This window comes from Mycobacterium sp. IEC1808, assembly GCF_002101935.1.
Lineage (GTDB): Bacteria > Actinomycetota > Actinomycetes > Mycobacteriales > Mycobacteriaceae > Mycobacterium.
The window spans coordinates 79647-96080 of the sequence record NZ_LQPV01000005.1 but is presented as its reverse complement, the minus strand read 5'-3'; the positions used below and the strand labels follow the sequence as shown (position 1 = coordinate 96080).

The window sequence follows — 16434 nt, the reverse complement described above, 5'->3', positions numbered from 1 at the left end:
TCCCCCTAGATCTTGATGGTGCAGTCTCCGGATGCCGTGGAGATGCAGGTTTGAATGCGGTCGCCGGCGCCGTGCTCGGTCCCCGACCGGAAGTCGCGCACGTGCCCGGCCTCCAGCGGCAACACACACGTCTGGCAGATTCCCATCCGGCACCCGAACGGCATTTGGATGCCCACCCGTTCGCCGGCCTCCATAATCGATGTCGCGCCGTCGATTTCGACTGTCTTGTCGGAGATGGCGAAGGTGACCGTTCCGCCCTCGCCGCCCTTGTCGGTGGCGGCGATAGTGAAGCGCTCCATGTGCAGCTGGTCGCTGCAGTCGGCGCCTTTCCACGTCTCTTCGGCGGCGTCCAACAAGGAGTTCGGACCGCACACCCAGGCTGGGCGGTCCTGCCAGTCGGGCACGATGTCGGCGAGGTCGTCGAATTCGAAGTGACCCTGAGTTTTGGTGAGCTGCAGGTGAAGTCGATATCCCGGCTGGGCCTTTTCCAGCTCCCGCAGCTCGTCGTGGAAGATCACGTCCTCGGCGCTCGGCGCCGAGTGGATGTGCACGATGTCCGCCTGCTGCCCGCGCGACTTGAGCGTGCGCAGCATGGCCATCACCGGGGTGATGCCACTGCCGGCGGTGATGAACAGGATCTGGGCCGGCGCCGGGTCGGGCAGCGCGAAGTCTCCCTTGGGTGAGGCCAGGCGCACGATGGTGCCCGGCTTGACGCCATTGACCAGGTGCGTCGACAGAAAGCCCTCGGGGGTGGCCTTGACGGTAATGGTGATGTTCTTGTTTTCGCGGCGCGGGATCGACGTCAACGAATAGGAGCGCCAGTGCCACCGGCCGTCGATCCGCAGGCCGATGCCGACATACTGGCCCGGCTTGTACCGCCCCGAAAAACCCCAACCGGGCTTGATCGTGACGGTCGCCGAGTCGGCGGTTTCCGGTCGAACGTCGACGATGAGGCCGCGCAACTCGCGCGCCGACCATAGCGGGTTGAGCAGCTTGAGGTAATCGTCGGGCAGTAGCGGGGTGGTCGCCCGGGCGGCCAGCCCCCGCGGCACGTTGACCCAGGATCTGGCGGTCTGGACGCCCTTCGCGGGCGCCGTGCTCCATCGAGTGAGGCTGCGAAGCGGAGAAACCATAAGTCATCCCAGCGGTCTGATCAGGGTTTACGCGAGCCGGTCGGCTCACGCTTCCCTATCGGCTTCCCGGCCGCCGCGTTCGATAAACACGTGTTCGCTGACCCGATTTGCGGCCGCCTCCTGATTTGCCTCGAAAATGGCGTTCTAGCTGCGCATTCAAGCTCTCGCGCACGGATCTGGGCGCCATTGAACACAGAGTCAATTTGTGAACACGCGTAAGCCCCGTCACCGGGGTTACGATCAGCTCCAAATCCGTTGAAACAAAGGTGTTTTCATGGCAGAGCCGCCGACCTACCTCATCACGGGCGCCGGCGGCGGGGTCGCGGGCATCAGCCCGCAGGTGGTGACCCGACTGCTCAGCCTGGGCGCTGCCGTCCGCGCGATGGTGCACCGCGACGACGCCCGCGCCGACGCGCTCCGCGCGCAGGGGGCCGAGGTGATCGCCGGCGACCTGACGAATCCGGTCGACGTCTTCGCGGCGATGTCGGGCGTCACCCGGATGTTCTTCAACATGAGCGTCTCCCCGGACTACCTGCAGGCCACCACGGTGGTGTGCGTGGCGGCGGAGGAGCTCGGATGCCTGGAAGTGTTGGTCAACATGTCGCAGATGACGGTCTCGCAGATGACCGCCACCAGCACGGCGGAATCCAAGCACCAACGCCTACATTGGCTCGCCGAGCGCGTCATCAATTGGTCGGGCATCCCAGCGGTGCACGTCCGGCCGACCGTCCTGCTGGAAAACCCGCTCTTCGGGATGTTGGCGGCCCGCTCGATCCGCGAGACGGGACAACTGTCGCTGCCGTTCGGTAGCGGGCGCACCTCCCCCGTCGCCTCGGCCGACGTCGCCGAAGTCATCACCGCCGTACTTGTAGAACCACAGGACCATCTTGGTTCAGTCCACGAATTGACCGGTCCCGCAACACTTTCCGTCGAGGAACTCGCCGAGGAGTACTCGCGGGCCCTGGGCCGAACCGTCAGCGCCGTCCGGCCGTCCGACGACGAGTGGCTGCGCGAGCTCGGCGGCCTGAGCATGCCGCCGCATGTGGAGCAACACATCGCCACCATGGCGCGACTGCACCGCGAGGACCGCTACAACCGGTCGACCGACGACGTCGAACGCCTCATCGGCCGTCCCGCGGAGACGGTGCGGCACTACGTCGAACGGCACCACGAACTGTTCGGGTGATCAGTCGCCGTCTACGGCCAGGTCGGCTTCGGACTCTTTTCGCTTCAGCTGGGCCAGCTTTCGATCCTCGGCTGCCGCCTGGCGATGGCGGGACGCGGATTTGCGGTGCACCTCCGAGTCGGACACGCCTCGAGCGACGGTCACGTCTTGCACCTGCGCGACTCGCTCGTGCTGGCGCGCGGACTCCTCGAAGCTGCGGGCCGCCGACAGGCCCGCAAGGGCGGCCCGTTCGCGAGCCGCGGCGGCCCGGCTTTCCGCGCGGTCGATGGCTTGGTCGAATGGTTCCTGTCCGGTGGCCATGACGCGCCTTCCTGATTGCGGTTCAACGCGGTTACCCGCCAAGTGGGCAACGAAACGTGGGGCGTTTGGCGCCGGCGCGCCATGGCGTGTCGGGCTGGACTATCGACATCGCCCGTCCGACTTATCCGGTCAGGAAGACAAGCCGGAACTTACCGATCTGCACTTGATCGTTGTTGGCCAGCACCGCGGAGTCCACTGGCTGACGGTTGACGTATGTGCCATTGAGGCTCCCGACGTCGGCGACGGTCCAGCTACCGTCCTCTGCCAGGCGAAACTCGGCATGACGACGGCTCACCGTGATGTCGTCCAGCAGAATCTCGCTGTCGGGATGGCGTCCCGCCGAGGTGACTGGCTGATCGAGCAAGAACCGAGAACCGGCGTTCGGGCCGCGCTTCACGACCAGCAGTGCCGATCCGCTCGGCAACGCTTCGACGGTTTCCGCCACGGTAGCGGTCGAACCGTCATCAGATTCATCGAGGAAGTGGTCGCCAAAGTCGGCAGTGGTCTCGCCAGCTGCTTCAGTGAGGTTCCGGTCGTCGTCGCGATTCACCTGCCGGTTCCACCGCCCGGCACTCTGGCCTGATTTGCACGATGCCAGCCCACCTGGGCGGCTCCTTTTACCTAAATGCTCGGGCACGCTCACGTGCCCAACAGTCAAGAAGAAGTACCCAGATTGGGAGGGTCTTATGCCCTGGGGCGGCTAAGCGAGTTAAGCCAACCCGTCTGGCCAGTAACCGTTATTTGGCGCGTGAACATCGGTGCGGGCGGAGGGACTCGAACCCACACGCTCTTTCGAGCACCGGCACCTAAAGCCGGCATGTCTGCCAATTTCATCACGCCCGCGGCGGTGCCGATCGTACCGCGCGGCTTCGATGAATTCGTCGGGCCCAAATCGTGAGCGGTACGTTCAAGGGGTGCCGACTACCCGCCGTCGCAGGCCCGCGCTGATCGCTTTGGTGATCGTCGCGGCGTGTGGCTGCCTGGCCCTGGGCTGGTGGCAGTGGACGAGGTTCCAGTCGGTCTCTGGCACCTACCAGAACCTGGGCTACGCGCTGCAGTGGCCGCTGTTCGCCTGGTTCTGCGTCTACGCCTACCGCAAGTTCGTGCGCTACGAGGAGGAGCCGCCGCAAGCGCACAACGGCGCCGAGATGACCGAGATCCCCGCGGGCCTGCTGCCCGAGCGGCCCAAGCCGGCGCAGCCACCGACCGACGATCCCGCGCTGCGTGAGTACAACGCCTACCTCGCCGAGCTCGCCCAGAAAGACGCCCAGAAGGAGAACAGGACCACCGCATGAGCACGCCCGAGACACCCGCGCCCGCCTTCCCCGTCGAGAAGATCCGCACCGCGTTGCTCGCGTACCGGGTGATGGCCTGGACGACGGGTCTCTGGCTCATCGCGTTGTGCTATGAGATCGTCTCGCACCTGGCGTTCCACCACGAGATCCGCTGGATCGAAGTGGTACACGGCTGGGTGTATTTCGCGTACGTGTTGGCGGCGTTCAACCTCGCGATCAAGGTGCGCTGGCCGATCGGCAAGACCATCGGCGTGCTGCTGTCCGGCACCATCCCGCTGCTCGGCATCATCGTCGAGCACTTCCAGACGAAGGACGTCAAAGCGCGCCTCGGGCTTTGAGTCACATCTACCACTTTCATTTCTCCCGGCGGCGACACACTTTGTGCCCGCCTCATAGCGACTCCGGTTGACGGCCTGTCGCTATGAGGCGGGCAGAAAGTCAACCGCCCCGTTGCGGAGGCTGATGTGGCGTATGTGATTACCGGCGCCGCTCACGCGAGCGCCCCAAGCGCAGGCACCAGCAGCGCGAGCGCGCGACCGCGATGCGACACCGCATCCTTCTCCGCCGGGCTCAACTCCGCCGCGGTGCGGTCGCTGCCATCGGGGAGGAACACCGGGTCGTAGCCGAACCCGCCGTCGCCGCGCGCCTCCCGCGCGATCGAGCCGGGCCACTCGCCGCGGACGACTACCTCCCCGGACGCGGACACCAGCGCGCAGGCCGACACGAACGCCGCACCGCGCCGGTCGTCGGGAACGTCACGCAACTGCGCCAGCAGCAGCGCGGTGTTGGCCGCGTCGTCGCCGTGGGTGCCGGACCAGCGCGCCGACAGCACGCCGGGCATCCCGTTCAACGCGGCCACCTCCAGGCCCGAGTCGTCGGCCACGCACGCCAGGCCCGTCGCAGCGAACCCGTCACGCGCTTTGGCCAGCGCGTTGTCCTCGAACGTCGCACCGGTTTCGGGGGCCTCCTCGAACGGCGCGACGTCGTCCAGCGAAACCAACGTCAACCGCGACAGACCCGCGCCGTCGAGCACGCGGCGCAGCTCCGCCAGCTTCTTGGGGTTGCGGCTGGCGACCAGCAGCCGTGATGATCGCAAGCGCGGCGAAGCCGGGCGCAGCGGGTCATCACCATCTGGCACGGTCAGCTGCCGAACGCCTTCGACGGGGTCGGTCCTTCGGGCAGCACCCCGGGGTATGGCAGCGCCAGGGCCTTAGTCTGGGCGGCGAACAACTTGTCGCATGCGGCCAGCGCGACGTCCAGCAGCTTGTCGAGCGTCGAGCGTGGGAACGTCGCCCCCTCGCCGGTCCCCTGGACCTCCACCAGGGTTCCGGTGTCGGTGGCCACGACGTTCATGTCCACCTCGGCGCGGGAGTCCTCGTCGTAGGGCAGGTCGACCCGAATCCGGCCGTCGACGACGCCGACGCTGACGGCCGCGATGGCACACGACAGCGGGCGCGGGTCCGAAAGCTTGCCCGCCGCCGACAGGTAGGTCACCGCGTCGGCCAGGGCAACGTAGGCGCCGGTGATTGCCGCGGTGCGGGTGCCGCCGTCGGCCTGCAACACGTCGCAGTCGACGGCAATCGTGTTCTCCCCCAACGCCCGCAGGTCGATGCACGCCCGCAGCGACCGGCCGATCAGCCGGCTGATCTCCTGAGTTCGCCCGGAAAGCCGGCCCTTGACCGATTCGCGGTCGGAGCGCGTGTGGGTCGCCGACGGCAGCATCGCGTACTCGGCGGTCAGCCAGCCCAGCCCCGATCCCTTGCGCCAGCGCGGCACCCCTTCGGTCACGCTGGCCGTGCACATGACCTTGGTGTGGCCGAATTCGATCAGTACCGAACCCGCCGGGTGGTCGGTGAATCCGCGGGTGATGACGACGGGGCGAAGCTCGTCGTCGAGGCGGCCGTCTTCTCGTTTGGACACCCAGTAACCCTAGCCAACGCCGGGTGGTCAGACCCTTTCGGAGCGGCGGACATCGAACGTCTCACCGCAGACCACCGCGTGTACGGGACCGTCGAACTCGGCCTTGGCCTCGGTGATCACGTCCTCGCGCGATGTCCACGGTGGGATGTGCGTCAGCAGCAGCTCGTGCACGCCGGCCTGCCGGGCAACCCGGCCGGCCTCCGTGCCGGACATGTGCAGCGCCGGCGGCCGATCCGCCGCGTGCGTCCAGGAGGCCTCGCAGAGGAAGACGTCCGCGCCGCGGGCCAGCTCGACCAGCTGATCGCAGAGGCCGGTGTCGCCGCTGTAGACGAACGACGCACCACTGGGGTCGGTGATCCGCAAGCCGTACGACTCGGTGGGGTGTGCCACCACCCGCGGCGTCACCGTAACCGCGCCGAACGTCACCGGCTCACCGTCGACCCAGTGACGTACATCGAAAATGTCGGAGCAGTCGTCGATCTCGCCGCCGTATGGCGATGACGCGGCGCCCAGCCGGGACCAGGTGTCGCCGGGGCCGTACAGCAGCGCCTTGCCGAGCGGCTTCGACGGATGGTAGCGGCGCCACACGAACAGGCCCGGCACGTCCAGGCAGTGATCGGCGTGCAGGTGTGACAACAAAACGTGCACCGAACCGGGATCGGCGTAGCGCTGCAGCGCGCCCAAAACACCGCCGCCGAAGTCGAGTACCAGCGGCGGGGTATCCGGTGCCCGAAGCAGATAACCCGATGCAGGCGAATCCGGACCGGTCACGCTGCCCGAGCAGCCGAGCACGGTTATTCGCACGGACACTACTGTGCCATGCCCGATGGGGCGATGGAGAAAACATGGCCGCTTTGGTGTGACCAGAATCTCCCGGCGCGCTAGCGGGCGCGGGTTTGATGCACCGGTTGCACGCCGGTCACGGCGGGACCCAGAAACCGCGCGGCCAGTTTGGTAAAGGCCTCGGGGTCGCCGGTGGCCTCGAAGACCCTCGTGGCGGGCGGCGCGTCATGGGGGCGCAGCAGGTCCGTTTCGGTCAGCACCCGCAGCACCTCCTTGGCGGTTTCCTCGGCGCTGGACACCAGCGTGACGTTCTCGCCCATCGCCAGTTGGATCAGCCCGGACAGCAGCGGGTAGTGGGTGCATCCGAGCACGAGGGTGTCGACCTGCGCGCGCTGCAGCGGCTCCAGGTAGCCCTCGGCGAGCCCGAGCACCTGGCGCCCGCTGGTCACCCCGCGCTCGACGAAGTCGACGAACCGCGGGCAGGCCACCGCGGTGATCTCGGTGTCCCGGGCGGCGGCGAACGCATCCTGGTAGGCGTGCGAGTTGATGGTCGCGCGGGTGCCGATGACGCCGATGCGGCCGTTGCGGGTGGTGGCGACCGCGCGCCGCACCGCCGGCAGGATCACCTCGACGACGGGCACGTCGTAGCGCTCCCGGGCGTCGCGCAGGCAGGCCGCCGACGCCGTGTTGCAGGCGATCACCAGCGCCTTGACGCCGCGGTCGACCAGGTCGTCACCGATGGCCAGCGCGTGCGCGCGCACCTCGGAAATGGAGAGCGGGCCGTAGGGACCGTTGGCCGTGTCGCCGACGTAGATCATGTCCTCGTCGGGCAGCTGGTCAATGATGGCCCGCGCGACGGTCAGTCCCCCGACGCCGGAGTCAAAGACCCCGACGGGCGCCAACGGCGAACTCATGTCTTGGTCCGCCGCGCGCCGGCTTTCTTTTCGCGGGCCTTGCGCTCCGGGGCGGAGAGCAGATAGGCCGCCACCACGCCGGCGACCGCACCGCTCAGATGGCCCTGCCAGGACACCCCGCCGCACTGGTGGAGCACCGGCATCGCGCCGAGCAGCACGCCGCCGTAGGCGAACAACACCACCAACCCGATCACGATGTCGGTGAACTTACGCACGAATATCCCGAAGACCAGCAAAAACGTGAGCCAGCCGAAGATGAGGCCGGACGCCCCGATGTGATCCGTCGGCCCGCAAGCGGTTCCCACGTTGCCGATCAGCCAGGTGCCGAAGCCACCCAAAACCCAGACGATCACCGTGGCCCAGACGAAGCGCGACAATCCCGCCAGCGTCATCAGGAAGCCGAGCACCAGCAGCGGCACCGTGTTGGCCATCAGGTGCTGCCAGTTGGCGTGCAGAACCGGCGCGAAGATGATGCCCCAGAGGCCGTCGGTGGTGAGCGGTCTGATGCCGTTGGAATCCAGCCGGCCGCCCATCAGCTGGTCGATCAGCTCGACCAGGTACAGCAGCGCCACGAAGGTGAGGATCGTGGCCCCGCCGACCACCCACTGGGGTCGTTTTTTCGACTTGGTTGCAGGTGTGCGCGGCTGGCCGACATGTCCGTTCATTGAGCGCCGCTCCTCCTCATCGCTGCGCTCTGCGTCGTCGCCGGCGCGTCATGCCCATAGCTGCCCTTCTAGAGCGTTCTCGGCATGGTCCAGGCTACCGGCATAGGCACCGGTTGATGTCGATGCGGCTCGGGTAGGTGACGGTTTTCTTCAAGCGAATGCGCCGGGCAACAGGTCGCGGTAGGTCGGTATTCCGGCGACCGACTCGGCGGCAAACACCCCGGCCAGCACCGCGCGGGCCAGGCAGTCGGCCGCGGCCGCACCGACCTCGGTGACCAGCCCCGTCTCGGGCAGGAAAGCGGCGGGCGGCGGCTTCGAAGCGACGGCGGGGGCCACCTCGACCGCCCCCGTCGCGAGCGCAAACACCGTATCGCCGTCCACCGGGGTGTGCGCCGGGCGGATGGTCCGGGCCAGGCCGTCCTGGGCGGCGATCGCGACGCGCCGGCACGCGGCCGGGCTCAGCGCGGCGTCGGTCGCGACCACGGCGATGGTGGTGTTCAGCGGATGCTCGGGGCTCAGCGGCGACGGCAACTGCGCGAACGCGTCGATCTGCTCCGCCGGCGGTGGCGTCAGCGCGAACTCGCGTATCAGGTCCGCCATCCACGGCAGGCCGGTCGCCCGGTCCGCGACCTCCCCGGCGCAGTTCACCACGACGACGGCGCCGACGGTGACCCCGGACGGTAACGTCGCCGAGGCCGACCCGACGCCGCCCTTGAGCACCCCGGCCCGCGCGCCGACCCCCGCGCCGACGGTCCCGACGGCCACCTCGCCGGCCCCGGCGGCCGCGCAGGCCGCATACCCGAAGTCGGCCGTCGGCCGGCGGTCCCAGCCGCCGACCGGCAGGTCAAAGATCACCGCTCCCGGCACGATGGGAACGACGCCGCCGTCCATGGCCACGCCGCGCTCGTTCTCCTCGAGCCAGCGCATGACGCCATCGGCGGCGGCCAGGCCGTAGGCGCTGCCGCCGGCGAGCAACACCGCGTCGACGAACCGCACGGTGTTGGCCGGATCCAGCAGATCGGTCTCCCGGGTGCCGGGCGCGCCCCCGCGGCAATCGACGCCGCAGACCGTCCCGGGCGGCGTCAGCACGACCGTCACGCCGCAGGCCCACCCGGCGCCCAGCGACGCGTCGGGGTCGAGTCGCTGGTAGTGGCCGACACGGATGCCCGCGACGTCGGTGATGCCGTTCATCCGGCCGTCATCCACATCATCGGCGCCCCATCAAGGCCAAAACCAGATACTCCTGCAGGACGGTCAGCCACTGGTAGACGTCGAAGTGCACGGCCAGCGGATGGTCGGCCGGCAGGCGCTCCGGGCCCTCCGGCCCGATCTCGAGCATGATCCCCAACGTCAGCCGGAGGTCGTTGACCGCCGCGATCCAGGCATTCGCGTCGTCTTCGGTCAGCTCGAAGCGGCCGCCATCGCCCGGAACGGTGTCCAGGACCCGTTGCGCCGCAGCGCGTTTGGCCGCGATGATCTCCGGCTCGTGCAGGCTGCGCAGCGCGGCGTTGAGGCCGTCGAGCGGTTGATCGGCCGCTTGGTCGTCGAGTTCGTCCGGATTGTGGAAATCCGGCAGCAGCCGACGCAGCGTCGGGTCACGTGGGGGTTCGGCATGGCCGGTCTTGATGCCGGTGATCTCCTCGAGTTCGTCTGTGGGCGAGGAAGATTCGCGTTCGTCGAACAGGCCGATCATCGCGCTCACCAGGTTGTTGAGCAGGGCGGCCTCATGAGCGGCCAAGGCGGACCGAAAACGGGGACCGTTGGCGGTCTCGACGCGCTTCCATTTGCGCACAAGGATTCCCGGACTACCTGGAACCTCACCGGTCCTGCTGCAACGTCGCCCACAAACCCGCGGCGTGCAGCTTGGACACGTCGACTTCCATGGATTCCCGGCTGCCCGCCGACACCACCGCCTTGCCCTCGTTGTGCACCTGCAGCATCAGCTTGGTGGCGTGCGGCTCGCTGTAGCCGAACAACTTCTGGAAGACGTACGTCACATAGGTCATCAGGTTGACCGGGTCATCCCACACGATGGTGACCCACGGGCTGGCCGTGACGTCCACCGGAGCCGACTCGCGTTGCCCGGTAGTGCCCGGTTTCGTGGGCGCTGACGCAACAACCATGGCCCCTACGATACCGAGACACACCCCCGTCGCCGCCAGCCGTTACCGTTGCGGAATGAACCAGCCGGTCCTAGCCGGGCTACTGACCGACAAGTACGAGTTGACCATGCTGGCGGCGGCGCTGCGCGACGGCACCGCCCACCGCTGGACCACGTTCGAACTGTTTGCCCGCCGGCTCCCCGACGGGCGCCGCTACGGCGTGGTCGCCGGGACCGGCCGGCTCCTGGAAGCGTTGCCGCAGTTCAGGTTCGACGACGACGCCTGCGAATTGCTGGCCCGATTCCTCGACCCGGACACCGTGGCTTACCTGCGCGATTTCCGGTTCGGCGGCGATATCGACGGCTACGCGGAAGGCGAGCTGTACTTCCCCGGATCGCCGGTGCTTTCGGTGCACGGCAGCTTCGCCGAATGCGTCGTTCTCGAGACGTTGGCGCTGTCGATCTTCAACCACGACACGGCGATCGCCTCAGCGGCGGCGCGCATGGTCAGCGCCGCCGGGGATCGCCCGCTGGTCGAGATGGGGTCGCGCCGAACCCACGAACAGGCGGCGGTCGCCGCGGCCCGCGCCGCCTACATCGCCGGCTTCGCCGCGTCCTCCAACCTGGAGGCCCAGCGCCGATACGGCATCCCCGCCGAGGGCACCTCCGCGCACGCGTTCACCATGCTGCACACGCATCGGGACGGCCCGGACGAGGTCGCGGCTTTTCGCGCCCAGGTCGACGCGCTGGGCGCCGGCACCACGCTGCTGGTGGACACCTACGACGTGACGACCGGCGTGGCCAACGCGGTGGCCGCCGCCGGCACCGGGCTCGGCGCCGTCCGCATCGACTCCGGTGAGCTCGGGGTGCTCGCCCGGCAGGTGCGCGACCAGCTCGACGGGCTGGGAGCCACCCAAACCCGCATCGTGGTGTCCGGCGATCTGGACGAGTTCAGCATCGCCGCGCTGCGCGCCGAGCCGGTCGACAGCTACGGCGTCGGCACGTCGCTGGTCACCGGCTCGGGCGCGCCGACCGCGAGCATGGTCTACAAGCTGGTCGAGGTGGACGGCATGCCCGTGCAAAAGCGAAGCAGCCACAAGGAATCCCACGGCGGCCGCAAACAGGCGCTGCGCCTGGCACGCCCGACCGGCACGATCACCGAGGAGGTGGTCTATCCGGCGGGCCGCCCCCCGGAGACCACCGAGCCGTGTCGGGCGGTGACGACGCCGCTCGTCCGCGGCGGCGAGGCGGTGTTCGACGCGGACCTGGCGGCGGCGCGGGAGCTGGTGGCCTCGGGCCTGCGCAGCCTGCCGTGGGAGGGGTTGAACCTCTCGCACGGCGAGCCCGCGATCCCGACGACGCAGATCCGGGCCTGAGAGCGGAGGCCATGACAACGTCCGACGTGTCCGTGTCCGGGTTGCTCGCCGTCGCCGTGGCCGCGCTCGGCGGCAGCGAGCGCCCCGGGCAGGTCGAAATGGCCGGCGCGGTCGAGCGGGCCTTCGAGACCGGCGAGCACCTGGTCGTGCAGGCCGGCACGGGCACCGGCAAGTCGCTGGCCTACCTGGTTCCCGCGATCGTCCGCGCGGTCACCGACGAGGCGCCGGTCGTCGTGTCGACGGCGACGATCGCGCTGCAGCGTCAGCTCGTCGACCGCGACCTGCCCCGACTGGCCGACTCGCTCGCCGATGCGCTGCCGCGCCGGCCCCGCTTCGCGCTGCTGAAGGGCCGGCGAAACTACTTGTGCCTGAACAAGATCCATAACGGCGCAGCCGCCGGCGAGTCGGACGACGAGCGGCCCCAGGAAGACCTCTTCGATCCCGTGGCGGTCAGCGCGCTGGGCCGCGACGTGCAACGCCTCACCGCCTGGGCGTCGACGACCGATTCGGGTGACCGCGACGACCTGAAGCCCGGCGTGCCGGACCGATCGTGGTCGCAGGTCAGCGTCTCGGCGCGGGAATGCCTGGGCGTGGCGCGCTGCCCCTTCGGCGCCGAGTGCTTCTCCGAGCGGGCACGCGCGGAGGCCGGCCGGGCCGATGTCGTCGTCACCAATCACGCGCTGCTGGCCATCGACGCCGTCGCGGAATCGGCGGTGCTGCCGGAGCACGCGTTGCTGGTGGTCGACGAGGCGCACGAGCTCGTCGATCGGGTGACGTCCGTGGCCACCGCCGAGCTGACGTCGGCCGCCCTCGGCGTCGCCGCGCGTCGGATCACCCGGCTGGTGGGACCCGAACTGGTGCAACGGCTGGAAGCGACGACTGCCAACTTCGCGGCGGCCATCCACGAGGGCACGCCGGGCCGCATCGACCGCCTCGACGACGAGATGGCGACCTACCTGACGGCGCTGCGCGACGTGGCCACCGCGGCGCGCTCGGCGATCGACACCACCAGCGACAGCAAGGCGGCGTCGGCGCGCGCCGAAGCCGTTGCGGCGCTGAGCGAAATCTCCGACACCGCGTCGCGGATCCTCACGTCGTTCACCCCGCCGATCCCGGATCGCACCGACGTGGTCTGGCTCGACCACGAGGACAACCGGGGTTCGGTGCGGCCGGTGCTGCGGGTGGCGCCGCTGTCGGTCGCCGGCTTGCTGCGCACCGAGGTGTTCTCACGCTCGACGACGGTGTTGACGTCGGCGACGCTGGCGATCGGCGGGTCCTTCGATGCGATGGCCGCCGCCTGGGGCCTGGCCGGCGGGGAGGGCGACGCCCCCTGGCGCGGCCTCGATGTCGGGTCGCCGTTCGACCACGCCAAGGCCGGAATCCTGTACGTGGCCGCGCATCTGCCGCCGCCGGGCCGGGACGGCACCGGCTCGGCGGAGCAGCTGAACGAGATCGCCGAGCTGATCACCGCCGCTGGCGGGCGCACCCTGGGCCTGTTCTCGTCGATGCGGGCCGCCCGGGCCGCCGCCGAGGCCATGCGCGGACGGCTGTCGACGCCGGTGTTGTGCCAGGGCGACGACAGCACCTCGGCGCTGGTCGAGCAGTTCAGTGCCGACGAGGAGACCTCCCTGTTCGGCACGCTGTCGCTATGGCAGGGCGTAGACGTGCCGGGGCCGTCGCTGTCGCTGGTACTGATCGACCGCATCCCGTTCCCGCGGCCCGACGACCCGCTGCTGGGCGCGCGGCAGCGCGCGGTGGCCGCGCGCGGCGGCAACGGCTTCATGGCCGTCGCCGCCAACCATGCCGCGCTGCTGCTGGCCCAGGGGTCGGGCCGGCTGCTGCGTCGCGTCACCGACCGCGGCGTCGTCGCGGTCCTCGACTCGCGGATGGTGACCGCCGGCTACGGCGGCTACCTGCGGGCGTCGCTGCCGCCGTTCTGGCAGACCACCAATCCGGCGCAGGTCCGCGCCGCGCTGGAGCGGCTGCGCGCGCCTGCGGCTAGCGGGCCAGGGTGACGAGACCGAGCTCGTTGCTGGCCGCGAGCATGGGGTTGTTGGGCAGCACCCGCACCGTGTATCCGACCGCTCCGGCGAGCGGCAGCGGCGTTGTCGTCGAGAAGACCTGGTTGCCGCCCTCGGCGGTGCCGGTGTAGGACATCTCGACGGTGACCGGGTCCTGCAGCGCGTCGCCGGTGTCCACCCTGCCCACCAGCGCCTGGACCGTCACCTCGTCGGGCGCCAGCCCGTCCAGCTGCACGGTCGCGGTCAGCGTCAGCTTGGAGCCGAGCACCGGGGTGTCCGGCAGGCCGGTGCTGTCGACGTCGGTGATGGTGATCTTGGGCCATGCCTCGTGGGCGCGCCGGCGATAGACGGCCAGCTCGCGCGCCGCGTCGAATTCCGCGCCGCCGTCTTCGGCCGCCGTGGTTCTGCGCAGCGATTCCGCCGCCGGCGTGTAGTACTGCTCGACGTAGTCGCGAACCATGCGGGACGCCAACACCTTCGGGCCGAGGGTCTGCAGCGTGTGGCGCACCATCTCGATCCACCGCGGCGGGACCCCGTGTTCGTCGCGCTCGTAGAACTTCGGCGCGACCGACTGCTCCAGCAGGTTGTACAGCGCGGTGGACTCCAGGTCGTCGCGACGGGACTCGTCGGCCACGCCGTCGGCGGTCGGTATCTCCCAACCGTTTTCGCCGTCGTACCACTCGTCCCACCAGCCGTCGCGGATGGACAGGTTCAGCCCGCCGTTGAGCGCGCTCTTCATTCCCGAAGTGCCGCAAGCCTCCAGGGGGCGCAACGGGTTGTTCAGCCAGACGTCGCAACCCCAATACAGGAGTCTGGCCATCGACATGTCGTAGTCAGGCAGAAACGCGATGCGGTGCCGCACCTCCGGCCGGTCGGCGAAGCGCACCACCTGCTGGATCAGCGCCTTGCCGCCGTCGTCGGCCGGGTGCGATTTGCCGGCAACGATCAGCTGGATCGGCCTTTCCTTGTCGAGCAGCAGTTGTTCCAGCCGATCCGGATCGCGCAGCATCAGCGTCAGCCGCTTGTAGGTCGGCACCCGCCGGGCAAACCCGACGGTGAGCACGTCGGGGTCGAAAGCCTTTGCGATCCAACCCAATTCGGCATCCGGAGCGCCGCGCTCCTGCCACGAGCGGCGCAACCGCCGCCGAACATCCTCGACCAGCAGCGACCGCAGTTGCGAGCGGATCCACCACAGGTGGCCGGGGTCGACCTCCTGGAGTCGCAGCCACACGCCCGGATCGCCGAACGAATCCGACCCGGCCAGCTCGCGACCCAGCTGCAACCATTGCGGCGCCGCCCAGGTGCGGGCGTGAACGCCGTTGGTGATCGAGCCGATCGGCACCTCGGCCGAATCGAATCCCGGCCACAGCTCGTTGAACATCGCCCGGCTGACCCGCCCGTGCAACAACGAGACGCCGTTGGCCCGTTGCGCCAGCCGCAGTCCCATGTGGGCCATGTTGAACTTGGTGGGATCGTCCTCGGCGCCGAGCTCGAGGATCCGGGCCGTCGGCACGCCCGGCAGCAGGGTGGGCGCGCCCTTGGCCTTCCCGTCCCCGTCCGGGCCTTCGTCCAGGCCTTCGCCCAGGCCGTCGTCGAAGTACAGCCGCACCATGTCGACCGGGAACCGGTCGATGCCGGCGGGTACCGGCGTGTGGGTGGTGAACACCGTGGCCGACCGCACGACGGTCAGCGCGGTGTCGAAGTCCAGTCCCGAATCGGTGATCAGCTCGCGGATGCGTTCGGTTCCGAGGAAGCCGGCGTGCCCCTCGTTCATGTGCCACACCTCGGGGGCGGGCAGCCCCTCGATCGCGGTGAACGCGCGGATCGCCCGCACCCCGCCGATGCCGGCCAGGATCTCTTGGCGCATCCGGTGTTCCTGGTCGCCGCCGTAGAGCCGGTCGGTGACGCCGCGCAGTTCGTGCTCGTTCTCGGGGACGTCGGAGTCCAGCAGCAGCAGCGGAACCCTTCCCACCTGCGCGACCCAGACCCGCGCCCGCAGCTGCGCCGAGTCGGGCAGCGTCAGTTCCACCAGCACCGGATTGCGCGCGGAGTCGGTGAGCAGCCGCAGCGGCAGCCCCTGCGGGTCCAGCGCCGGATAGGTCTCGTGCTGCCAGCCGTCCGCGGTGAGCGACTGCCGGAAGTAGCCGGAGCGGTAGTAGAGGCCCACCGCGATCAACGGGACGCCCAGATCGGACGCGGACTTCAGGTGGTCTCCGGCGAGGATCCCCAGGCCGCCCGAATAGTTGGGTAGCACCTCGGCGACGCCGAACTCCATCGAGAAGTACGCGATCGCGGCCGGCATCGCGGCACCGGCATGCTGGCGCTGCTGATACCAGAGCGGACGGCTCAAGTAATCGTTCAGGTCGGCGGAAAGCGCGTCGAGCCGGCCCAGGAATCCTTCGTCGAGCGCCAACTCGTCCAGCCGCGACGGGCTCACCGCACCGAGCATCGCCACCGGATCGCAGCCGCAGCGCGCCCACAGGTCCGCGTCGATGGTCGCGAACAGATCTTGGGTGGGCTTGTCCCACGACCACCGCAGGTTGGTGGAAAGCTGATCCAGCGCGGCGAGACGCTCGGGCAAATGAGCACGGACCGTAAAGCGGCGAAGAGCTTTCACACGTCATTACCTTACTGAGGATTTCGCCGCTCGCAGGTCCAGCGAGTGCTCGTTCGTATTCGCCGGTGTGTGATCGCCCACTAGGCTGGGTATCGGTTAGTGATGGGGCCGCAACGATGCGGT

Annotated in this window: 16 protein-coding genes, 1 tRNA gene and 2 pseudogenes; 5 read left to right on the top strand and 14 right to left on the bottom strand. The window is 69.1% G+C overall.

The genetic code is table 11. The annotated features are described in order from the left end of the window. Positions 1–5 precede the first annotated feature (5 nt). Entirely contained in the window at positions 6–1133 is a 1128-nt protein-coding gene (locus tag AWB92_RS01665; RefSeq protein WP_085183778.1) for a ferredoxin reductase, read from the bottom strand. 274 nt (positions 1134–1407) lie between these two features. Here AWB92_RS01665 and AWB92_RS01660 point away from each other — a divergent pair, with 274 nt between their 5' ends. Continuing rightward, the gene (locus AWB92_RS01660) at positions 1408–2319 is read left to right on the top strand and encodes an NAD(P)H-binding protein (RefSeq protein ID WP_085183777.1); all 912 of its coding nucleotides are present in this window, start codon (positions 1408–1410) and stop codon (positions 2317–2319) included. On the opposite strand, the gene AWB92_RS01655 is transcribed toward AWB92_RS01660, so the two are convergent. From AWB92_RS01655 to AWB92_RS01645, 3 genes are all read right to left on the bottom strand, one after another. Continuing rightward, positions 2320–2619: a hypothetical protein gene (locus tag AWB92_RS01655; protein ID WP_085183776.1), complete on the bottom strand. Its 300-nt coding sequence runs from the start codon at positions 2617–2619 to the stop codon at positions 2320–2322. It abuts the gene before it with no gap. 121 nt (positions 2620–2740) lie between these two features. Then, on the bottom strand, positions 2741–3169 hold the full coding sequence (locus AWB92_RS01650; protein ID WP_085183775.1) for an FHA domain-containing protein: 429 nt from the start codon (positions 3167–3169) through the stop codon (positions 2741–2743). 209 nt (positions 3170–3378) lie between these two features. Continuing rightward, positions 3379–3462, bottom strand: a tRNA-Leu gene (locus AWB92_RS01645). 71 nt (positions 3463–3533) lie between these two features. On the opposite strand from AWB92_RS01645, the gene AWB92_RS01640 reads away from it, so the two are divergent. Beyond that, positions 3534–3914, top strand: a complete 381-nt coding sequence (locus AWB92_RS01640; protein WP_085183774.1) for a hypothetical protein — start codon at positions 3534–3536, stop codon at positions 3912–3914. Further along, positions 3911–4252 (top strand): DUF3817 domain-containing protein, encoded by a 342-nt coding sequence (locus AWB92_RS01635; RefSeq protein WP_085183773.1) that lies wholly within the window; start codon positions 3911–3913, stop codon positions 4250–4252. Before AWB92_RS01640 ends, AWB92_RS01635 begins: the two co-directional genes overlap by 4 nt. Before the next feature lie 152 nt (positions 4253–4404). On the opposite strand, the gene rdgB is transcribed toward AWB92_RS01635, so the two are convergent. The 9 genes and pseudogenes from rdgB to clpS form a co-directional block, all read right to left on the bottom strand. After that, the gene (gene rdgB, locus AWB92_RS01630; RefSeq protein WP_085183772.1) at positions 4405–5010 is read right to left on the bottom strand and encodes an RdgB/HAM1 family non-canonical purine NTP pyrophosphatase; all 606 of its coding nucleotides are present in this window, start codon (positions 5008–5010) and stop codon (positions 4405–4407) included. A gap of 44 nt (positions 5011–5054) precedes the next feature. Further along, positions 5055–5834: a ribonuclease PH gene (rph, locus tag AWB92_RS01625; RefSeq protein WP_085183771.1), complete on the bottom strand. Its 780-nt coding sequence runs from the start codon at positions 5832–5834 to the stop codon at positions 5055–5057. Between the two features lie 27 nt (positions 5835–5861). After that, a complete protein-coding gene (locus AWB92_RS01620; RefSeq protein ID WP_068137154.1) occupies positions 5862–6644 on the bottom strand; it encodes a cyclic nucleotide-degrading phosphodiesterase in 783 nt (260 codons plus the stop codon). 71 nt (positions 6645–6715) lie between these two features. After that, the gene (murI, locus tag AWB92_RS01615) at positions 6716–7531 is read right to left on the bottom strand and encodes a glutamate racemase (RefSeq protein ID WP_068107585.1); all 816 of its coding nucleotides are present in this window, start codon (positions 7529–7531) and stop codon (positions 6716–6718) included. After that, a pseudogene (locus AWB92_RS01610) lies at positions 7528–8254 on the bottom strand (rhomboid family intramembrane serine protease). The gene murI and the pseudogene AWB92_RS01610 overlap by 4 nt, the downstream one beginning before the upstream one ends. Further along, positions 8245–8313: pseudogene (locus tag AWB92_RS30295) on the bottom strand (hypothetical protein); the annotation flags it as partial. The pseudogenes AWB92_RS30295 and AWB92_RS01610, both read right to left, overlap by 10 nt. 33 nt (positions 8314–8346) lie before the next feature. Then, a complete protein-coding gene (locus AWB92_RS01605) occupies positions 8347–9387 on the bottom strand; it encodes a P1 family peptidase (RefSeq protein ID WP_085184053.1) in 1041 nt (346 codons plus the stop codon). Positions 9388–9403: 16 nt separating this feature from the next. Further along, positions 9404–9988 (bottom strand): DUF2017 domain-containing protein, encoded by a 585-nt coding sequence (locus AWB92_RS01600; RefSeq protein ID WP_085183769.1) that lies wholly within the window; start codon positions 9986–9988, stop codon positions 9404–9406. A gap of 25 nt (positions 9989–10013) precedes the next feature. Beyond that, complete coding sequence (clpS, locus tag AWB92_RS01595; protein ID WP_066928670.1) at positions 10014–10319, bottom strand: ATP-dependent Clp protease adapter ClpS; 306 nt, start codon at positions 10317–10319, stop codon at positions 10014–10016. Positions 10320–10374: 55 nt separating this feature from the next. Here clpS and AWB92_RS01590 point away from each other — a divergent pair, with 55 nt between their 5' ends. Beyond that, complete coding sequence (locus AWB92_RS01590) at positions 10375–11673, top strand: nicotinate phosphoribosyltransferase (RefSeq protein WP_085183768.1); 1299 nt, start codon at positions 10375–10377, stop codon at positions 11671–11673. 11 nt (positions 11674–11684) lie between these two features. Next, positions 11685–13688, top strand: a complete 2004-nt coding sequence (locus AWB92_RS01585) for an ATP-dependent DNA helicase (protein ID WP_085183767.1) — start codon at positions 11685–11687, stop codon at positions 13686–13688. Here the strand turns inward: AWB92_RS01585 and glgP are convergent. Continuing rightward, a complete protein-coding gene (glgP, locus tag AWB92_RS01580; protein WP_085183766.1) occupies positions 13672–16311 on the bottom strand; it encodes an alpha-glucan family phosphorylase in 2640 nt (879 codons plus the stop codon). The genes AWB92_RS01585 and glgP overlap by 17 nt on opposite strands. Between the last annotated feature and the right edge of the window lie 123 nt (positions 16312–16434).